Annotated in this window: 19 protein-coding genes; 14 read left to right on the forward strand and 5 right to left on the reverse strand. The window is 72.1% G+C overall.

The window, feature by feature from the left end:
* The first annotated feature begins 394 nt into the window (after window positions 1-394).
* Both M8H82_RS29235 and mycP read left to right on the forward strand, forming a co-directional pair.
* Window positions 395-1216 (forward strand): hypothetical protein, encoded by an 822-nt coding sequence (locus M8H82_RS29235; protein ID WP_250078081.1) that lies wholly within the window; start codon window positions 395-397, stop codon window positions 1214-1216.
* Complete coding sequence (gene mycP / locus M8H82_RS29240; RefSeq protein WP_250078082.1) at window positions 1213-2400, forward strand: type VII secretion-associated serine protease mycosin; 1188 nt, start codon at window positions 1213-1215, stop codon at window positions 2398-2400. Before M8H82_RS29235 ends, mycP begins: the two co-directional genes overlap by 4 nt.
* A 14-nt stretch (window positions 2401-2414) precedes the next feature.
* On the opposite strand, the gene M8H82_RS29245 is transcribed toward mycP, so the two are convergent.
* On the reverse strand, window positions 2415-3350 hold the full coding sequence (locus tag M8H82_RS29245; RefSeq protein WP_250078083.1) for a serine hydrolase: 936 nt from the start codon (window positions 3348-3350) through the stop codon (window positions 2415-2417).
* A gap of 148 nt (window positions 3351-3498) precedes the next feature.
* Here M8H82_RS29245 and M8H82_RS29250 point away from each other — a divergent pair, with 148 nt between their 5' ends.
* The gene (locus M8H82_RS29250; RefSeq protein ID WP_250078084.1) at window positions 3499-4239 is read left to right on the forward strand and encodes an SseB family protein; all 741 of its coding nucleotides are present in this window, start codon (window positions 3499-3501) and stop codon (window positions 4237-4239) included.
* Here M8H82_RS29250 and M8H82_RS29255 read toward each other — a convergent pair.
* Window positions 4236-4604 carry a DUF1844 domain-containing protein gene (locus M8H82_RS29255; RefSeq protein WP_250078085.1) on the reverse strand — a complete coding sequence of 123 codons (369 nt, stop codon included), beginning with the start codon at window positions 4602-4604 and terminating at the stop codon, window positions 4236-4238. The genes M8H82_RS29250 and M8H82_RS29255 overlap by 4 nt on opposite strands.
* A gap of 354 nt (window positions 4605-4958) precedes the next feature.
* On the opposite strand from M8H82_RS29255, the gene infC reads away from it, so the two are divergent.
* The 10 genes from infC to M8H82_RS29305 all read left to right on the forward strand — a co-directional run bounded on the left by infC (window position 4959) and on the right by M8H82_RS29305 (window position 15761).
* On the forward strand, window positions 4959-5660 hold the full coding sequence (gene infC / locus M8H82_RS29260; protein ID WP_250078164.1) for a translation initiation factor IF-3: 702 nt from the start codon (window positions 4959-4961) through the stop codon (window positions 5658-5660).
* Between the two features lie 111 nt (window positions 5661-5771).
* On the forward strand, window positions 5772-5966 hold the full coding sequence (rpmI, locus tag M8H82_RS29265; RefSeq protein WP_003977225.1) for a 50S ribosomal protein L35: 195 nt from the start codon (window positions 5772-5774) through the stop codon (window positions 5964-5966).
* A 95-nt stretch (window positions 5967-6061) separates the two neighbouring features.
* A complete protein-coding gene (rplT, locus tag M8H82_RS29270) occupies window positions 6062-6445 on the forward strand; it encodes a 50S ribosomal protein L20 (RefSeq protein ID WP_003977226.1) in 384 nt (127 codons plus the stop codon).
* Between the two features lie 153 nt (window positions 6446-6598).
* Window positions 6599-7447: an RNA methyltransferase gene (locus M8H82_RS29275; RefSeq protein WP_250078086.1), complete on the forward strand. Its 849-nt coding sequence runs from the start codon at window positions 6599-6601 to the stop codon at window positions 7445-7447.
* 51 nt (window positions 7448-7498) lie between these two features.
* Entirely contained in the window at window positions 7499-8635 is a 1137-nt protein-coding gene (locus tag M8H82_RS29280) for an ATP-binding protein (protein WP_250078087.1), read from the forward strand.
* A gap of 127 nt (window positions 8636-8762) precedes the next feature.
* Window positions 8763-9884 (forward strand): phenylalanine--tRNA ligase subunit alpha, encoded by a 1122-nt coding sequence (pheS, locus tag M8H82_RS29285; RefSeq protein WP_250078088.1) that lies wholly within the window; start codon window positions 8763-8765, stop codon window positions 9882-9884.
* Window positions 9884-12397 carry a phenylalanine--tRNA ligase subunit beta gene (gene pheT / locus M8H82_RS29290; protein ID WP_250078089.1) on the forward strand — a complete coding sequence of 838 codons (2514 nt, stop codon included), beginning with the start codon at window positions 9884-9886 and terminating at the stop codon, window positions 12395-12397. The genes pheS and pheT overlap by 1 nt, the downstream gene beginning before the upstream one ends.
* Window positions 12398-12532: 135 nt before the next feature.
* The gene (locus M8H82_RS29295; RefSeq protein ID WP_250078090.1) at window positions 12533-13594 is read left to right on the forward strand and encodes a PP2C family protein-serine/threonine phosphatase; all 1062 of its coding nucleotides are present in this window, start codon (window positions 12533-12535) and stop codon (window positions 13592-13594) included.
* A gap of 205 nt (window positions 13595-13799) precedes the next feature.
* Window positions 13800-15140 carry a transcriptional regulator gene (locus M8H82_RS29300; protein WP_250078091.1) on the forward strand — a complete coding sequence of 447 codons (1341 nt, stop codon included), beginning with the start codon at window positions 13800-13802 and terminating at the stop codon, window positions 15138-15140.
* Between the two features lie 75 nt (window positions 15141-15215).
* Window positions 15216-15761, forward strand: a complete 546-nt coding sequence (locus M8H82_RS29305; protein WP_250078092.1) for an NUDIX hydrolase — start codon at window positions 15216-15218, stop codon at window positions 15759-15761.
* A gap of 22 nt (window positions 15762-15783) precedes the next feature.
* Here the strand turns inward: M8H82_RS29305 and M8H82_RS29310 are convergent, their stop codons facing one another.
* On the reverse strand, window positions 15784-16041 hold the full coding sequence (locus tag M8H82_RS29310) for a hypothetical protein (RefSeq protein WP_250078093.1): 258 nt from the start codon (window positions 16039-16041) through the stop codon (window positions 15784-15786).
* A gap of 220 nt (window positions 16042-16261) precedes the next feature.
* Window positions 16262-17119: a 3-hydroxybutyryl-CoA dehydrogenase gene (locus tag M8H82_RS29315; RefSeq protein ID WP_250078094.1), complete on the reverse strand. Its 858-nt coding sequence runs from the start codon at window positions 17117-17119 to the stop codon at window positions 16262-16264.
* A gap of 170 nt (window positions 17120-17289) precedes the next feature.
* Here M8H82_RS29315 and M8H82_RS29320 point away from each other — a divergent pair, with 170 nt between their 5' ends.
* Window positions 17290-18549: a glycoside hydrolase family 10 protein gene (locus tag M8H82_RS29320; RefSeq protein WP_250078095.1), complete on the forward strand. Its 1260-nt coding sequence runs from the start codon at window positions 17290-17292 to the stop codon at window positions 18547-18549.
* On the opposite strand, the gene M8H82_RS29325 is transcribed toward M8H82_RS29320, so the two are convergent.
* Complete coding sequence (locus M8H82_RS29325; protein WP_250078096.1) at window positions 18536-18748, reverse strand: DUF1918 domain-containing protein; 213 nt, start codon at window positions 18746-18748, stop codon at window positions 18536-18538. The genes M8H82_RS29320 and M8H82_RS29325 overlap by 14 nt on opposite strands.
* Window positions 18749-18767: the final 19 nt, after the last annotated feature.

Consider the following 18767-nt stretch of genomic DNA (forward strand, 5'->3'; position numbering starts at 1 on the left):
AGCGCATTCGACGCTTTTCGGGGACCCGCCCCCGCGTGCAGCTCAGCGCCCGGGTCCGGCTGCCCCGCCGGTTCCGCCTCGCCCGGCGTCGAGCCCGGCTGCCGCCGACGGCGCGGGCCGGCGCCCGGACTCCGCTGCGGTCGGCCCGGCGGGCATGCCCCCGCGGCCCGCGTCGGCCCCCGCCGTCGCTCCGGCGCGCCCCGGCACGCCCCCGTCCACTACTCCGCCCCGACCGGCCCCGTCCGACGTCCCGCCCCGCCCTGCCGCGTCTGCCGCTCCGGCCGCGGCTCGGCGGACCGGGTCCTCCGGCAGCCCTTCCCCCGAGGCCGAGGCCGAGGCCGAGGCCGCTCGGCGGTTGCGGCCCGATCCTGCTCTGTCGTGGAGTGCTCCCGCGGTGGACCCCGGTGGGCGGCCCGTGGTGTCGTTCGGGGAGCCCGAGGGGTACGACGGGGACGGGAGGGCGCGGGTGCTCGGAGGTCGTGGACGGGGCCGGGTGGCCGCCGTCGCCGCCTGTCTCGTGCTGGGGCTCGGGCTCGTCGGGGGTGCCGTCACGGGCAGCTGGCTCGTCGGGGACTCCGAGGCCGCCGGTTCCCGGGACGACTTCGTCGCGGCCCGGAGCCTGTGGCACAGCCTCCCCGTCGACCAGCTCTTCCCGCCCGGCGTCAAGGGGCACGGCGCCGGCCCGGGCGGCGCCGACCGCACCTGGACCCGGATCGCCGTCGCCCCCGACAGCGGCTGCGCGGACGCCTTCGACCCGCTCCTGCGCAAGGCCCTCGCCCCCGTCGGCTGCCAGCGGCTCCTGCGCGCCACCTACACCGACGCCACCCAGACCTACGTCACCACCGTCGGCCTGCTCTTCACCAAGGCCGACGCCACCGCCATGGCCTCCCTCGCCGAGCGGTTCACCGAAGAGGGCCTGGACAGCCGTACCGACCTCATGCCCCGCCCGTACGGTCCCGGCTTCGAGGGCGACCAGCGCGCCTCATGGACCGTCTCCGTCCTCACCGACGCCCCGGTCGTCGTCTACTCCGTCTCCGGCTGGGCCGACGGCCGCCAGGTCGACGAGCCGCAGCCCGCCGAGGACGCCATGGAGTCCGGCGCCACCACGGCCCCCGCCCAGGCCGGCCTCGGCCACGAGGCGAAGGGCCTCGCCGACCGCATCGAACGCGCCCTGCGCAAGCACGTCGGCCCGTACGCCACGGAGCCGGCCTCGTGACCGCCGCCCGCCTCCGCCGCACGAGCCTGCTGAGCGTCCTCCTAGCCGCCTCCCTCGCCCTCGTCCCGTCCACCGCCGCCCACGCCGACGGCATCCGCGGCCAGCAGTGGGCCCTGGAAGCCATGCACACCGACGAGGCCTGGCAGACCACCAAGGGCGAGGGCATCACCGTCGCCGTCCTCGACACCGGCGTCGACGACGAGCACCCCGACCTCGCCGGGAACGTCCTCACCGGCAAGGACATGGTCGGCTTCGGAGCGAAGCGCGGCGACCGCGCCTGGGCCCGCCACGGCACCGCCATGGCCGGCATCATCGCGGGCCACGGACATGGCCCCGGCAACGGCGACGGCGTACTGGGCATCGCCCCCGAGGCCAGGATCCTCCCCGTCCGCGTGATCCTGGAGGACGGCGACCCGGCCCGCGCCAAGGCCCGCACCACCCGCGGCAACGCCCTCGCCGAGGGCATCCGCTGGGCCGCCGACCACGGCGCCGACGTCATCAACCTCTCCCTCGGCGACGACTCCAAGTCCGCCCACCCCGAACCCGCCGAGGACGAGGCCGTCCAGTACGCCCTGCGCAAGGGCGCCGTCGTCGTCGCGTCGGCCGGCAACGGCGGCGAGAAGGGCGACCACATCTCCTACCCGGCCGCCTATCCGGGCGTCATCGCCGCCACCGCCGTCGACAAGTTCGGCACCCGCGCCTCCTTCTCCACCCGCCGCTGGTACGCCACGGTCAGCGCCCCCGGCGTCGACGTCGTGATCGCCGACCCGGACCGCAAGTACTACGAGGGCTGGGGCACCAGCGCCGCCGCGGCCTTCGTCTCCGGCGCGGTGGCCCTGGTGAAGTCCGCCCACCCGGGTCTGTCCCCGGCCCAGATCAAGAAGCTCCTGGAGGACACGGCCCGCAACGCCCCCGCCGACGGCCGCGACGACTCCCGGGGCCATGGCTTCATCGACCCCGCCGCCGCCATCGAGAAGGCCGCTGGCCTGAAGCCCGCCGGCCTGCGGGCCAAGGGACACCGCGCCGAGTACTTCGGCCCGGGCCCCGACACCCGCGAGGCCTCGGACGACGCGACGGGCTGGGCGGCACCCCTGGCGGGCGGCACCGGAGGCGTCCTGCTGGTCGCGGCGATCGTCCTGTGGCGGGGCCGGCGCACCCAGGACGACCACGGGGCCCGTCCCTAGTCCGCCGCGAACACCTAGTCCGCCGCGAACACCGACACCGCGGCCTGCGCCGCCGCCTCGACCAGCGCGACCCCCGAGGCCTTCGTCGCGTTGCCGTCCGACAGCACGGCCACCAGACACTCCCGCCCGTCCACCGTCACCCGCCCGATGCTGTTGACGTCCCACAGCCCGGTCGTGCTCCGCGGCAGCCACCCGTTCTTCAGCGCCCACCGCGAGCCGTCCGCCACCGCCGAGACCCCCCACCGCTGATCCACGGCTATCCGCCCCATCAGCCCTCGCAGATACGACCGCGACGCCTCACTCAGCTCCGACTCGTCACCGAACACCTGCCGCAGCAGCACGAGTTGATCCGCCGCCGTGGTCTGCGTCAGCCCCCACAGCATCCCGTCGCCGCCCACGGTGGCGCTCAGCCCGAACCGCTCGTTCGCGGCGGCCAGCCCCTCCGCCCTGCCGATCGTCTCCCACAGAGCCGATGCCGAGACGTTGTCGCTGCTCTCGATCATCGCGGTGGCGTACGCCGTCTCCGCCGACGTCAGCGCCCGCCCCTCGTCCTGCGCCCGCAGCAGCAGCGCAGCCAGGATGTCGACCTTCACGATGCTCGCCGTGTCGAAGGAACCGTCCCCGTACGTGGCGCTCTCCCCGGACTCCAGGTCCAGCACCGCGACCGACACCTCCGCGCCCTTCGCCACGGCGACGGACTGCATGGCGTCCGCCAGCAGCTCGTCCCGGTCCACCGTCGGCCGCGCCACCGGTTCCACGGATGCCTCCCCGCTCGCCGCGACCCCTGAGGGCGTCGCCGACGACGATACGGCGCTCCGCGCCACCGGAGCCGAGCGCGGCTGCTCCTTCACGTACACCGTCCCCGTGGCCGTACCGCCCACCACGGCCACGGAGGCGAGGGTGACGTAGAGCAGGGGCACACGGCGCCGACGCGCTCTGCAGGACTCCATGCCGCGATCGTCGGGCCGGTGACTGTGCGGGCGGTTAGACGGAGGTTAGATCTGTGTCAGAGATGCCTGAGAGTGCGTGAACCGGGTCACGGGCGCGTTTCCGGGCCCGCACAAGCGCAGCAGCATCCCCCCGATAGGGTCGGTGACCGTGGCGAACAAGAACATTCCCGACTCCCCCTTCCCGGACGACGACGGCTCCGCCGACCCCCGGCTGAGTGCTGCGCTCGCCGCCTGGTCCGAGGACCGCACCGACGTGACGCCGGTGCTCCGGGCGCTCAAGGGCGCCCGGCTCCTCGTCCCCGTCGTGGCCGTCCTCGGAGAGGTCGAGGAGGACGAGAACGGGCTGCGCCACGAGAAGACCAGCGACATGGCCGTACCGACGCTCCGGGCCGGCGACCGCAAGGCACTGCCCGCCTTCACGTCCACCGACGCCCTCGCCCGCTGGGACGCCACGGCGCGCCCCGTCGCCGTGCGCGTGCACCAGGCGCTGGAGGCCGCCGCGCACGAGAAGGCGGACACGGTCGTGCTGGACCTGGCGGGGCCGGTGCCGTTCGAGCTGACGGGACAAGCACTGCTCGCCCTGGCCGAGGGGCGCACCAGCACCGATCCGCTGGCCGACCCGCTGGTCGTGGAGGCGGTGCGCGCCGCGGTCGCCGGCGTGGACGCCGTGCAGCGCGCTCATCTCGGCCCCGGCCGGGCCGACGGCACCCTCGCCCTGGTCCTGGACCCGGCGGTGCCGCAGGACGCCGGGGTCCACGCGGTCGCGCGCCGGCTCGCCGCCGACGAAACACTCAGGGCCCGCCTGGTGCGCGGCTTCGACCTGGCACTGCTGCCGGCCGAGGCCACCCCTCCGGGCGAGCCCCTGTTCGTACGGGAATCCGGCGCCTAGCCGTAGACCGGGCCGGTGTACTTCTCGCCCGGGCCCTGGCCCGGCTCGTCCGGGACGAGCGAGGCCTCGCGGAACGCCAGCTGCAGCGACTTCAGGCCGTCCCGCAGCGGGGCCGCGTGGAAGGAGCTGATCTCGGTGGTGCTCGCGTCGAGCAGTCCGGCGAGGGCGGTGACCAGCTTGCGGGCCTCGTCCAGGTCCTTGTACCGGTCGCCCTCCTCGGTCAGACCGAGCTTCACGGCGGCGGCGCTCATCAGGTTCACGGCGACCGTCACGATCACCTCGACGGCGGGGACCTCGGCGATGTCGCGGGTCATCTCGTCGAAGTCGGGCGTCTCGGGGCTGTCCGAGGAAGAGGTGTCACTCATGGCGCCCACGATAGGTGCACGCACCGGCCCGGCCGGACACTGCCTCGGTTAGCCCCGACCGGCGGGAGCTGCTAATCTGGTGTGACGACCGGCCGAACACGCATGTGTCCGGCCCACAAGTGGAGGCTCCGAACTCCCACCCGACTGTCCTCCGGGACGGCGGGTCACCGGTCAGGCGGCCACCACCGTTCCGTACGGACGGTGGAGAGTCGCCCGATATCGCGCCCCGCGGTCGACGCGGCGGTGTTCCGGCATCAAAGGAGCCCCGCCTGTGTCCCGTCCGGGGCATTTTTCATGCACCGCGATGGTTGGTCCTATGTCAATCAGACATACGCGGCTGTCCGCCAGACCGCCGTGTGGTGCTACCGAGGAGGATCCATCAGCGCCGAGCCCCGCATCAACGACCGGATTCGCGTTCCAGAGGTGCGACTTGTCGGTCCCAGTGGCGAGCAGGTGGGCATCGTCCCCCTGGCCAAGGCACTGGAGCTTGCGCAGGAGTACGACCTGGACCTGGTCGAGGTGGCGGCGACCGCCCGTCCGCCTGTGTGCAAGCTCATGGACTACGGGAAGTTCAAGTACGAGTCGGCCATGAAGGCCCGTGAGGCGCGCAAGAACCAGGCGCACACGGTCATCAAGGAGATGAAGCTCCGGCCGAAGATCGACCCGCACGACTATGACACCAAGAAGGGTCACGTCGTCCGGTTCCTCAAGCAGGGCGACAAGGTCAAGATCACGATCATGTTCCGTGGTCGCGAGCAGTCCCGGCCCGAGCTGGGCTACCGACTGCTGCAGCGTCTCGCGGAGGATGTGGCCGACCTCGGGTTCGTGGAGTCGAACCCGAAGCAGGACGGCCGAAACATGATCATGGTTCTCGGTCCGCACAAGAAGAAGACCGAGGCGATGGCCGAGGCCCGCCAGGCGCAGGAAGCCCGCAAGGCAGAAGCGAAGGCCAACCCCGGCAAGTCGCAGAACGCCGCGGAGTCCGACGTCGCCGAGGGCGGCGAGGACGCCGAGGCATCCGCCGAGGCTCCGGCCGAGGCATCCGCCGAGGCGTGATCCCGGGGGACGCGAGTCCCCAAGGATGTAACCGATACCAGAACGACGCTCCACCGTGCCCGGTTTCACGACCGGGCACCGGAGCGCCACCGACGAGGAGAGAACGGCGCTATGCCGAAGAACAAGTCGCACAGCGGTGCCAGCAAGCGCTTCAAGATCACCGGCTCCGGCAAGGTGCTCCGCGAGCGTGCCGGCAAGCGCCACCTGCTCGAGCACAAGTCGTCCCGTGTGACGCGTCGCCTCACCGGCAACGCCGAGATGGCCCCGGGCGACGCCGCGAAGATCAAGAAGCTTCTCGGCAAGTGACGTACCGGCGCTTCGGCGCCGTACGCCAGGACCGGGACCCAATCGATTTCGGGTCGTGTGAGGACACCCACGACCCCGCTACAAGGAGTTAACAAGTGGCACGCGTCAAGCGGGCAGTCAACGCCCACAAGAAGCGCCGGGCGATCCTCGAGCAGGCCTCCGGCTACCGCGGTCAGCGTTCGCGCCTGTACCGCAAGGCCAAGGAGCAGGTCACCCACTCGCTGGTCTACAACTACAACGACCGCAAGAAGCGCAAGGGTGACTTCCGCCAGCTGTGGATCCAGCGCATCAACGCCGCTGCCCGCGCCAACGGCATCACGTACAACCGCTTCATCCAGGGCCTGAAGGCCGCCAACGTCGAGGTCGACCGCAAGATCCTCGCCGAGCTGGCCGTCAACGACCCGAACGCGTTCGCCGCGCTCGTCGAGGTCGCGCAGAAGGCCCTGCCGAGCGACGTCAACGCGCCGAAGGCCGCGTGACGCTGCGCTGGCTTGCGCCGATGTGAGTGACGGACCCGTGGGTTGTTTCCTGCGGGTCCGTTGCGTTGCGTGGTGAGGCGGGTTCGGCACCGCCGGAGCCCGCCCCTGTGGTTGATCGCCGTTGCGGCGGAAAAGATCGTGAAAGTGAGCCCCATGCCCCCCGTTGCCCCCGAGCTGATCTCCCCCCGTTCACCCCGTGTCTCGGCCGCGCGGCGGCTGGGGAAGCGGAACTTCCGGGGGAAGGAGCGGCTGTTCCTCGCGGAGGGGCCGCAGGCCGTGCGGGAGGCGGCCGGGCACGACGGCACCCTGGTCGAGCTGTTCGCCACGGTCGAGGCCGCGGAGCGGTACGCCGACATCATCGGCGAGGCCCGCACCGCCGGAGCGCGCGTCCACCTCGCCTCCGAGGACGTCATCGCCGACATCTCCACCACCGTCACCCCGCAGGGCCTCGTCGGGATCTGCCGGTTCCTCGACACCCCCTTCGAGGAGATCCTGGCCGCCCGGCCCAAGCTCGTCGCGGTCCTCGCCCACGTGCGGGACCCCGGGAACGCGGGCACCGTGCTGCGGTGCGCGGACGCCGCGGGCGCCGAGGCCGTCGTACTGACCGACGCGTCCGTCGATCTCTACAACCCCAAGGCCGTACGCGCCTCCGTCGGGTCGCTGTTCCATCTGCCCGTGGCCGTGGGCGTGCCGGTCGAGCGGGCCGTCGCCGGGCTCAAGGACACCGGGGTGCGCATTCTTGCCGCCGACGGCGCCGGGGACGACGATCTCGACGACGAGCTGGACAAGGGAACCATGGGCGGCCCGACCGCCTGGGTGTTCGGCAACGAGGCCTGGGGGCTCCCGGAGGAGACCCGCGCGCTGGCGGACGCCGTCGTGCGCGTACCGATCCACGGCAAGGCCGAGAGCCTGAACCTCGCCACCGCCGCGGCCGTATGTCTCTACGCGTCGGCCCGTGCACAGCGCGCCTTCGGAGGGTGCCGCTCCGTCACCGAGAGCTAGTAGGGTGACCAACTCGGGGCCCCTCGGTCGTTCGAGAGGTGGGATACGGGGATGAGTGTCGGCACGAGCAGCGCACCGGGAGCACGGGACGTGAGTCACCCGCCCGCGCCCCGGTACGGCGACCTCGCCGGACTCGGCATCACCCCCGACGACCTCCCCGACGGCCTCGTCGTCGCCGACGAACACGGCCGGGTCGTCTGCTTCAACGCCGCCGCCGAGCGCATCACCGCCGTCCGTGCCGCCGACGCCCTCGGGCAGCGACTGGAGAAGGCCCTGCCGTTAGAGGATCTGGAGGGCCGCCGCTGGTGGCAGGTCACCGATCCCTACGGCGGACTCGCCATCCGGTTCCGCCAGCCCGAGCGCAATCTGCTGCTGCCGGGCGGGCGGGAGGTCCTCGTGTCGGCGCAGTACGTCCGGGACGAGCCCACCGGGCCCGTTTGCCGGGTCGTCGTCTCGCTGCGGGACACCGAGGCCCGGCGCCGCACCGAGCGCAGCCACGCCGAGCTGATCGCCACGGTCGCCCACGAGCTGCGCTCGCCGCTCACCTCCGTCAAGGGCTTCACCGCGACCCTGCTCGCCAAGTGGGAGAGGTTCACCGACGACCAGAAGCGGCTGATGCTGGAGACCGTCGACGCCGACGCCGACCGGGTCACCCGGCTCATCGCCGAGCTGCTGGACATCTCGCGGATCGACAGCGGGCGGCTGGAGGTGCGCCGCCAGCCCGTCGACATCGGCGCAGCCGTGGGGCGGCACATCCAGGCGTACGTCGCCGCCGGGCAGCCCGCCGACCGCTTCCTGCTCCGGCTGCAGCAGCCGCTGCCCGACCTGTGGGCCGACCCCGACAAGATCGACCAGGTGCTCAGCAACCTGCTGGAAAATGCGGTGCGGCACGGCGAGGGAACCGTCACGATTGACGTCACGCCCACGGCGTCGCCCCGCGAGGGGGAGGACGCCGGCACGTCGGTCACGGTGAGCGACGAGGGGTCCGGCATCCCGGAGGAGTCCATGAACCGCGTCTTCACCCGCTTCTGGCGGGGCAGCAAGCGCGGCGGCACCGGCCTCGGGCTCTACATCGTCAAGGGCATCGTCGAGGCCCACGGCGGCACCATCACGGTCGGCCGCGCCCCCGGCGGCGGCGCCGAGTTCCGATTTACGTTGCCCGTGGCGGCTCCGGCGTATCTCGCCTGACGGCCACGGGCGCATCCGCCTGTCCTCACCCCGTTAGACTCGGCCTTTGGCACCTTTGCGTCCCGGAGACGGCCCACTGAGTCGGTGACGGGGACCTTCAGCCAGCCAATCGGAAGCACGGGAAGAGATGTCGGCACCGAATAAGTCGTACGACCCTGTAGAGGTCGAGGCGTTGAAACCGGAAGAGATCGAGCGCATGCGGGACGAGGCGCTCGCCGCCTTCGCCGCCGCGGACTCGCTCGACAAGCTCCAGGAGGCCAAGGTCGCCCACACCGGGGGCACCTCCCCGCTGGCCCTCGCCAACCGCGAGATCGGCGCCCTGCCCCCGCACGCCAAGGCCGCCGCCGGAAAGCTGGTCGGCCAGGCCCGCGGCGCCGTCAACAAGGCGCTGGCCGCCCGCCAGACCGAGCTGGAGGCCGAGCGCGACGCCCGGGTGCTGGTCGAGGAGGCGGTGGACGTCACGCTGCCCTTCGACCGGGTACCGGCCGGCGCCCGCCACCCGCTGACCACGCTCTCGGAGCGCATCGAGGACATCTTCGTGGCCATGGGCTACGAGGTCGCCGAGGGCCCCCAGGTCGAGGCCGAGTGGTTCAACTTCGACGCCCTCAACATCGGCCCGGACCACCCGGCGCGCGGCGAGGCGGACACCTTCTTCGTCGAGGGCCCGCAGGGCGGCACCGAGTCCGGTGTCGTGCTGCGTACCCACACCTCGCCCGTCCAGATCCGCTCGCTGCTCGACCGCGAGCTGCCCGTGTACGTGATCTGCCCGGGCCGCGTGTACCGCACCGACGAGCTGGACGCCACCCACACCCCGGTCTTCCACCAGGTCGAGCTGCTCGCGGTCGACGAGGGCCTCACCATGGCGGACCTCAAGGGCACGCTGGACCACATGGTGCAGTCCCTGTTCGGCGAGGGCATGAAGACCCGGCTGCGGCCGAACTTCTTCCCGTTCACCGAGCCGTCCGCCGAGATGGACATGGTGTGCTACGTCTGCCGCGGCGAGTCCGTCGGCAACCCCGACCGGCCCTGCCGCACCTGCTCCAGCGAGGGCTGGATCGAGCTGGGCGGCTGCGGCATGGTCAACCCGCGGGTGCTCACCGCCTGCGGCATCGACCCGGAGCGCTACAGCGGCTTCGCCTTCGGGTTCGGCATCGAGCGGATGCTGATGTTCCGCCACAACGTCGAGGACATGCGAGACATGGTCGAGGGTGACGTCCGGTTCACCCGGCCGTTCGGGATGGAGATCTGATGCGGGTCCCGCTTTCCTGGCTGCGGGAGTACGTCGACCTGCCGGCCACCGAGACCGGCCGCGATGTGCAGGCCAAGCTCATTTCGGCCGGCCTCGAGGTCGAGACGGTCGAGCAGCTCGGCGACGGCCTCAAGGGCCCGCTGGTCGTCGGGCAGGTGCTGACCATCGAGGAGCTGGAGGGCTTCAAGAAGCCGATCCGCTTCTGCACCGTCGACGTCGGCACCGCCAACGGCACGGGTGAGCCCCAGGAGATCGTCTGCGGCGCCCGGAACTTCCAGGCCGGTGACAAGGTCGTGGTCGTGCTGCCCGGCGCCGAGCTGCCCGGCGGCTTCGCGATCTCCGCGCGCAAGACCTACGGCCGCACCTCGCACGGCATGATCTGCTCCAGCGACGAGCTGGGCATGGGCGACGACGGCACCAAGGGCATCATCGTGCTGCCGCCGGAGACCGAGGTCGGCAAGGACGCCATCGAGCTGCTGGAACTGGTCGACGAGGTCCTGGACATCGCCGTCACCGCCAACCGCGGCGACTGCCTGTCCATCCGCGGCGTCGCCCGCGAGACCGCCATCGCCTACGGCCTGCCGCTGCGCGACCCGGCGCTGCTCGACGTCCCGGCCCCGAACGCCTTCGGCTACCCGGTGAAGGTCTCCGAGCCCCTGGGGTGCGACCGCTTCACCGCGCGCACGGTCACCGGTCTGAGCGCCGAGGCGCGCTCCCCGATCTGGCTCAAGCGCCGGCTGCAGAAGGTCGGCATGCGCCCGATCTCGCTCGCCGTCGACGTCACCAACTACGTGATGATGGAGCTCGGCCAGCCGCTGCACGCCTACGACCGCAAGCTGGTCCAGGGCACGATCGGCGTCCGCCGCGCGGCCGAGGGCGAGAAGATCGTCACCCTCGACGGCACCGAGCGGAAGCTGCACGCCGAGGACCTGGTGATCACCGACGACCGCGGCCCGATCGGCCTCGCCGGTGTCATGGGCGGCGCGAACACCGAGATCGCCGACCATGACGACGTGGACAACGCCTCGACCGACGTGGTCATCGAGGCCGCGCACTTCGACGCCGTGGCGATCGCGCGTACGGCCCGCCGTCACAAGCTGTCCTCCGAGGCGTCCCGCCGCTTCGAGCGCGGGGTCGACCCCATGGCCGCGGCGGCGGCCGCCCAGCGCACCGTCGACCTGCTGGTGCTGCTCGCGGGCGGCACCGCCGAGGCCGGTGTCACCGAGGTCATCGCCCCGTCCGCGCCGCACACCATCACGGTCGCGGCGGACCACCCGGACAAGGTCGCCGGTGTCGAGTACGGCCGCGAGACTGTCGTACGCCGCCTCCAGGAGGTCGGCTGCGACGTCTACGGGCAGGACGAGCTGATCGTCACCGTCCCGTCCTGGCGGCCCGACCTGCTGGAGCAGAACGACCTCGCGGAGGAGGTCATCCGGCTCGAGGGCTACGAGAACCTGCCCTCCACGCTGCCCAAGCCGCCGTCCGGCCGGGGCCTGACCCACCGCCAGCGGCTGCACCGGCGCGTCGGCCGCGCCCTGGCCGGTGCCGGGTACGTCGAGGCGCCGAACTACCCGTTCGTCGGTGAGCAGGTCTTCGACCAGCTCGGTCTCGACGCCGGTGACCCGGCACGCCGGGTCGTGAAGCTGACCAACCCGCTCAACGACGAGGAGCCCGCGCTCCGTACGACGCTGCTGCCGGGCCTGCTCGGCGCGCTGCGGCGCAACGACGGCCGGGGCTCGCACGACCTGGCCCTGTTCGAGACCGGCCTGGTCTTCCTGCCGCGCGAGGAGCAGCGGGTCGCCGCGCACCTGCCGGTGGACCGGCGTCCGACCGACGAGGAGATCGCCGCGCTCGACGCCGTACTGCCCGAGCAGCCGCGCCAAGTCGCCGTCGTCCTCGCGGGCGCCCGCGAGCAGGCCGGCTGGTGGGGCGCGGGCCGTCCGGCCGGGTGGGCCGACGCGGTGCAGGCCGCGCGGACCGTGGCCGCCGAGGCGGGCGCGGAGCTGATCGTGCGGCCCGGGCAGTACGGGCCGTGGCATCCGGGCCGGTGCGCCGAGCTGGCGGTGGCCGTCGACGGTGCCGAGCGGGTCGTGGGCCACGCCGGTGAGCTGCACCCGCGCGTCCTCAAGGCGCTGGGCCTGCCCGCGCGCACCTGCGCGATGGAGCTGGACCTGGACGCGCTGGAGCAGGTGGGCGACGGGGTGCCGCAGGCGCCGGGCATCTCCACGTTCCCGGTCGCCACGCAGGATGTCGCCCTCGTCGTCGACACGTTCGTGCCGCACGCCGATGTGGAGGCCGCGCTGCGCGAGGGCGCGGGGGCCCTGCTGGAGGCCATCCGGCTGTTCGACGTGTACGAGAACGCGGAGCAGCTCGGCGACGGCAAGAAGTCGCTGGCGTACGCGCTGCGCTTCCGGGCGTCGGATCGCACGCTGACCGTGGACGAGGCGTCGGCCGCCCGGGACGCGGCGGTCGCCCTCGCGGGTGAGCGGACCGGGGCCGTGTTGAGGGGCTAGCGGGTTACCTCACTCGTTCGAGTGAGAACTGGTGGTGAAGTGGTCCTCTCGGGCCATGCGGTCGACAGAATCGGACCGGCCTTTCGGGGTCGGTCCGATTCTGCGTTGACGGGGCCTACTTGGGGGGCCATCGGCATGATCCGCATCAAGGCTGTGTTTCCCCGTCGGCTGCTCGCGCTGGGTCTGCCCACCGCCTGGGGCGCGTTGGCGATCACCTACAAGCTCACCTGTCCGCTGGCCCAGCAGGACGGCATCGAGGCCCGCGCGGTCACCAGCGCCGTCTTCTTCGCGGTCGGCACCGGACTGATACTCCATGTCCGGCAGGCGCTGCTGCGGGAGCTGCGGCAGATCCGCCGGGTCGCCGGCGTCGCGCAGAGCGCGCTGCTGCGGCCACTGCCGCCGCGGATCGACGGACTGAACATCGCCGCCACCCAGCTCTCCGCCGACCGGGGGGCCTCGGTGGGCGGGGACCTGTACGAGGTCATCGCGACCGAGCACGGGGTGCGGGTGGTGATGGGTGACGTACGAGGACACGGCATGGCCGCCGTCGGTACGGCCGCGGCGCTCCTCGGCAGCTTTCGCGAGGCGGTCCACGACGAACCCGACCTGGGCCGGGTGCTGCGCCGTCTGGAGCGGGCCCTGGCCCGCCACTTGCGCGAGCGCGCCCGGGACGACCACCCCGCGGCGGAGGAGTTCGCGACGGTCCTGCTGCTGGAGATCGGCGAGGACGGCGAGGTGCGGGCCCTCAACTGCGGTCATCCGTGGCCGTATCTGGTGAGCGGCGCGACGGTCGAGCTGCTGGCCCGGGCGGATCCGCTGCCGCCCCTCGGCCCGTTCCCTCTCCCGCACGAGCTGACGGCCGCGCACGCGGGGCGCGTGCTGCCGGGCGAGGCGCTGGTGCTCTACACGGACGGCGCCGAGGAGGCACGCGACGGGCGTGGCCGGTTCTTTTCCTTACGGACGGCCCTGGCGGGCGCGGTCCGCACCCGCCCCAGCTCCCCGCAGATGATTCTCCGTACGGTAGTGAGCGCGCTGATGCGTCACGCGGGCGGCACCCCCTCCGACGACATCGCCCTGCTGATCCTGCGGAACGACCGAACTCAGCTGACTCGGGACTCCGCAGGGGCGCGGGGAACTGCGCGACCAGCCACATCAACCCCGCAGCCGACAACGCACCTTGGGCGCAACGGCGTCTAGTCGCACCGCCCAGCCCCCGGCGGGGCCGCCGCACTGTACGAGGGGGAGCCGGCGGCCCGGCCGGCCTCTTGCGAGGCATTTCAGTCAACCGGCTGGAAACTCTCCGCGACAGTGCGCACACGGTACGGATGCGAGCACTCCGTTCACACCCCGTGTGAAGCCGGAACCACTACTCTGACGGCACCGAGCCACCCGGGGGGCATATATGCAGCCCAACACTCTGCTCGACGCGATCCTGGACGAGGCGGGGATCTCGCACGCGGGGCTGGCAGCACACGTGAACCAGGCCGGACGGGCGCGCGGACTCGCGCTCAGGTACGAACACACCGCCGTGGCACGGTGGTTGAAGGGGCAGCGGCCGCGCGGTCAAGTCCCGGACCTGATCTGCGAGGTGCTGGCCGGCCGCCTCCAACGCCCGGTCACCCTCGACGACATCGGACTCGGCGTACCCGGCGAGCCCTCCGCCCCGCACACCACCTCGCTGTCCGGGTTCGTCGAGCGGGCCACCGCGCTGTGGCGCTCCGACGAGCAGCAGCGCCCGCACATCCTCGGCGCGCCCGCCGTCACCGGCACCCCCGCCGTGATGCCGGTGTGGGAGTGGGAGAACCCGCCCGAGGACGTGGACGTCTCGCGCGGCGGCCGGCACCGGGTCACGCCCGCCGACCTGCAGATGCTGCGGGCCGCCCGCACCCACTACGAGCAGATGTACCGCAAGGCGGGCGGCATCGCGACCCGTACCCGGATCGTCGGCTTCCTCAACGCCGAGGCCGCCCCGCTGCTGCGCGGCAGCTACACCGACGCCATCGGCCGCCAACTGCACCGCGCCACCGGCGGTCTGGTGGCCGTCGCCGGGATCTGCGCCTACGACTCCGACGCCCACGGCCTGGCCCAGCGCTACTTCCACCAGGCGCTGCGGCTCGCGAAGGCCAGCGGCGACCGGGGGCTCGGCGCCTACGTGATCGCCCTGCTGGTCAACCAGGCGCTGTTCATGCGGGAGTTCCGCCAGGCCGTCGCCTTCGCGGAGGCCGCGCTGCGCGCCGCGGGCCGGCACATCACCCCGGCGCTCGCCTCGGACCTGTACGCGATGCAGGCGAAGGCGTACGCGCACCTCGGTGACGGCACGAGCGCCCTGTCCTGCATCCGGCGTGCCGAGCAGGCCGCCGAACGCATCCGGCGCGGATACGAGCCCGACGAGACGGGCTATGTCCAGCCGGGGCTCGTCAACGTCCAGGTGGCGGAGGCGCTGCTGAGCCTGGGCGAACTCGCGGCGGCCGGGGAGCACGCGGCCGCGGCCGTCGACAACCCCGCCCATGACCGCGGCCGGGTGCACCGGCTCGCCATGCTGAGCACGATCGAGCTGCGCCAGGGCCATGCCGACAAGGCCGTGGCCACCGCGGTGCAGATGGCCGAACAGGCGAGGGGAATGGAGTCCCAGCGGCTGCGCGACAGACTCCGCGCGGTACGCGAATACCTGGTGCGCAGCGGCTGCGCGGGCACCTCCGAGGCCGCGGAACTCATCGACGGCGCACTACGCGTACCGCTGTAGGCCGGTGCTCGACCACCGACAGTTCATAGTCCCTGCTGCGATATTGCCACTTACTCGACGGAAGGTGGCAGAACCGTGCAGTGGACGAAACAGAACGAACAAACTGTGTACTCAAATCGCTGGTTCCGGGTCAATCTCGCGGATGTCGAACTGCCGGACGGCCGGCACCTGGACCACTTCCTGATCCGGCTGCGGCCGGTCGCCGTGGCCACGGTGGTCAACGAGGCCAACGAGGTCCTGCTCCTGTGGCGGCACCGCTTCATCACCGACAGCTGGGGGTGGGAACTCGCGGCCGGAGTGGTCGAGGACGGCGAGGACATCGCCGTAGCCGCCGCCAGGGAACTGGAGGAGGAGACCGGCTGGCGGCCGGGACCGCTGCACCACCTCATGAGCGTGGAGCCGTCCAACGGACTCACCGACGCCCGGCACCACATCTACTGGGCCGACGAGGGTGAGTACGTCGGGCACCCCGTGGACGACTTCGAGTCGGACCGCCGGGAATGGGTCCCTCTCAAGCTCGTTCCCGACATGGTCGCCCGTGGGGAGGTCCCGGCCGCCAACATGGCGGCCGCGTTACTCCTGCTGCACCACCTCAGGCTCGGGCAGGACGCGTTGCCCTGATCCCCCCGCCGCGCCCCGCGAGCTAATTGCCGATGGCCTGCCAGATCGCTACGACGAGCGCGCCCAGCGCGGTCAGCGCCGCCACCGCGGGCAGCGGCCAGCGGGCGTGCTCCAGGGCGACGATGCGCGCGGACAGGTCATCGAGTTCCTTGCATGTCTCCTCGGTGCGATGACTGAGCAGGGCCAGGCCGCCCTCGACGCGGGCGTAAGCCACATCGAGGCGACGGCGTAACTCTGCGAGTTCTCCATTGACCACGGGATGCTCGGGGTCGGCGGTCACGAGTCCGCTCCTTTCCGTAGTCGTCACATCCCTGCGTGCGCTCTTGCATGCGCATGAAGAGTCAACTCGCCTGGTGGGCGCGTGGGGAGAGTGTGCGACGGGCATATGCGAGCCCGGCGCGCACACGGTGTGTGAATGCCGCGGGCCCGGCACTCTTCGGAGCGCCGGGCCCGTGTTCGTCGCACTGTGTAATCAGCACCCTGCATCGGGCACTGTGCAATCAGTAGCTGTAGAACCCCGAACCGGACTTGCGGCCGAGGCGGCCGGCGTCGACCATGCGCTGGAGCAGCGGGGGAGCGGCATACAGCGGCTCCTTGTACTCCTCGTACATCGAGTAGGCGACCGAGGCGACGGTGTCCAGGCCGATCAGGTCGGACAGCTTCAGCGGGCCCATCGGGTGGGCGCAGCCGAGCTCCATGCCGTTGTCGATGTCCTCGCGGCTGGCGATGCCCGACTCGAACATCCGGATAGCGGAGAGCAGGTAGGGGATCAGCAGCGCGTTCACCACGAAGCCGGAGCGGTCCTGGGCGCGGATGGCGTGCTTGCCGAGCACCTTCTCGGTGAAGACCTGAGCGCGGCTGAGCGTGCCCTCGGAGGTGGTGAGCGCCGGGATCAGCTCGACCAGCTGCTGCACCGGGGCCGGGTTGAAGAAGTGGATGCCGATGACCTGGTCGGGCCGCGAGGTGGCGACCGCGAGCTTCACCAGCGGGATGGAGGAGGTGTTCGAGGCCAGGATGGCGTCCGGCCGGGTCACGACCTGGTCCAGCACCTGGAAGATCTCGGTTTTGACCTGCTCGTTCTCCACGACGGCCTCGATCACCAGGTCGCGGTCCGCGAACTCGCCGAGGTCGGTGGTGAAGCTGAGCCGGGCCTGGGTGGCCGCCAGCTCGTCGTCGCTGATCTTGCCGCGCTCGGCGGCCTTGGCCAGGGAGTTGAACAGCCGGGTCCGGCCGATCTCCAGGGCCTCGCCGGTGGTCTCGGCGACCTTCACGTCCAGCCCGGACCGGGCGCACACCTCCGCGATGCCGGCTCCCATCTGGCCGCAGCCCACCACTCCGACGCGTTCGATGTCGGTCACATCGTCCCTTTCGCTGAACTTCGGCTGTGGCAGGACCCCGGGTCGCGGTGCCTGCTCCGTTCGTGCACGTTACCGCCAAGTATCGATGATCGATCGCCGGGGTGGGGGCATCCTGGGGCGTGAAGACGATCCGTGACGGTGCGGATCCGCAGTGCGATGGGGGTGCGCAGATGGGCCGAGTCACGCGTCGGGCCTTCGCCCTGGCCGCGTTGGGAGCCTTCTCGACGGCCTCCGGAGCGACGGCCTCGGGAGCGGCGGCCTCGGCCGCGCCGGAGCGGCGGCATGCGGCGGGCGGCGAGATGCGGGGCATGTGGCTGGCGACGGTCGCGGGCCGGGACTGGCCCTCCGCGCCGGGCCTCAGCGCGGCGGCACAGCGCGCGGAGCTGATCGCCCACCTCGACACCGCGGTGCGGCGCCGGCTGAACACGGTGATCTTCCAGGTGCGGCCGACGGCCGACGCGCTGTGGCCCTCGCCGCACGAACCCTGGTCGGCCGTGCTGACCGGGACGCAGGGGAAGGCGCCCGGCTGGGATCCGCTCGGCACGGCCGTTCGCGAGGCCCATGCCCGGGGCCTGGAGCTGCACGCGTGGTTCAACCCGTACCGGATCGCCAACAGCGCCGACCTCGGCGCGCTCGCCGCCTCGCATCCGGCCCGGCGGCACCCCGACTGGGTGGTGCGCTACGGCGGCAAGCTCTACTACAACCCCGGGCTGCCGGAGGTCCGCGCCTTCGTGCAGGACGCGATGATGGACGCCGTCGAGAAGTACGCGGTGGACGGCGTGCACTTCGACGACTACTTCTATCCGTATCCGCGGGCGGGCCAGGCCTTCGACGACGACGAGGCCTTCGACCGCCACGGCGGCGGTTTCTCGGGCCGGGCCGCGTGGCGGCGCCACAACATCGACCGGCTGGTCGAGGAGACGTCGGCCCGCGTCCAGCAGGTCCGGCCCGGCACCCGGTTCGGGATCAGCCCGTTCGGGGTGTGGCGCAACGCGGGCACCGACCCGCGCGGCAGCGACACCCGGGCGCTTCAGGCCTACGACGACCTGTACGCGGACACCCGCAAGTGGGTGCGGCAGAACTGGGTCGACTACATCTGCCCGCAGCTGTACTGGCCCATCGGCCACGCCGCCGCCGATTACGCCGTCCTGCTGCCCTGGTGGGCCCGCACGGTCCGGGGCACGGGGACGCAGCTGTACGTCGGCGAGGGGCTGTACCGGGCGGGCGACCCGGCGCAGGGCGCGGCCTGGCAGCAGCCGGCCGAGCTGTCCCGGCACCTCACGCTGGCCAAGGACCACCCGGAGGCGCGCGGGCACGTCTTCTTCGCCGCGAAGGAGGTGGCGGCGGATCCGATCGGGGCCATGGCGCGGGTGGTCGCCGACCACTACCGGCAGCCGGCGGCGACCCCGCGCAGGCCTACATCGGGGTGATGTCCCGGTGGGGCATCCGGGTGTGGCGGATCTCGCTGTCGGGGCCCGGCGAGCACACGCCCTCGTGCCCGTCCTCGAACCGGACGCGGTAGGGCGGATTGCCCTCCCGGCCCATGACTTCGACGATCTCGCCGACCTTGTCGTGCTGTCCGACCACCCTGCCGTGCTGGACAAGCTGGTCGCCCACGGTTGCACGCATCTGGGGGCCTCCTCAACGA

It is taken from the genome of Streptomyces sp. YS415, assembly GCF_023544665.1.
Lineage (GTDB): Bacteria > Actinomycetota > Actinomycetes > Streptomycetales > Streptomycetaceae > Streptomyces.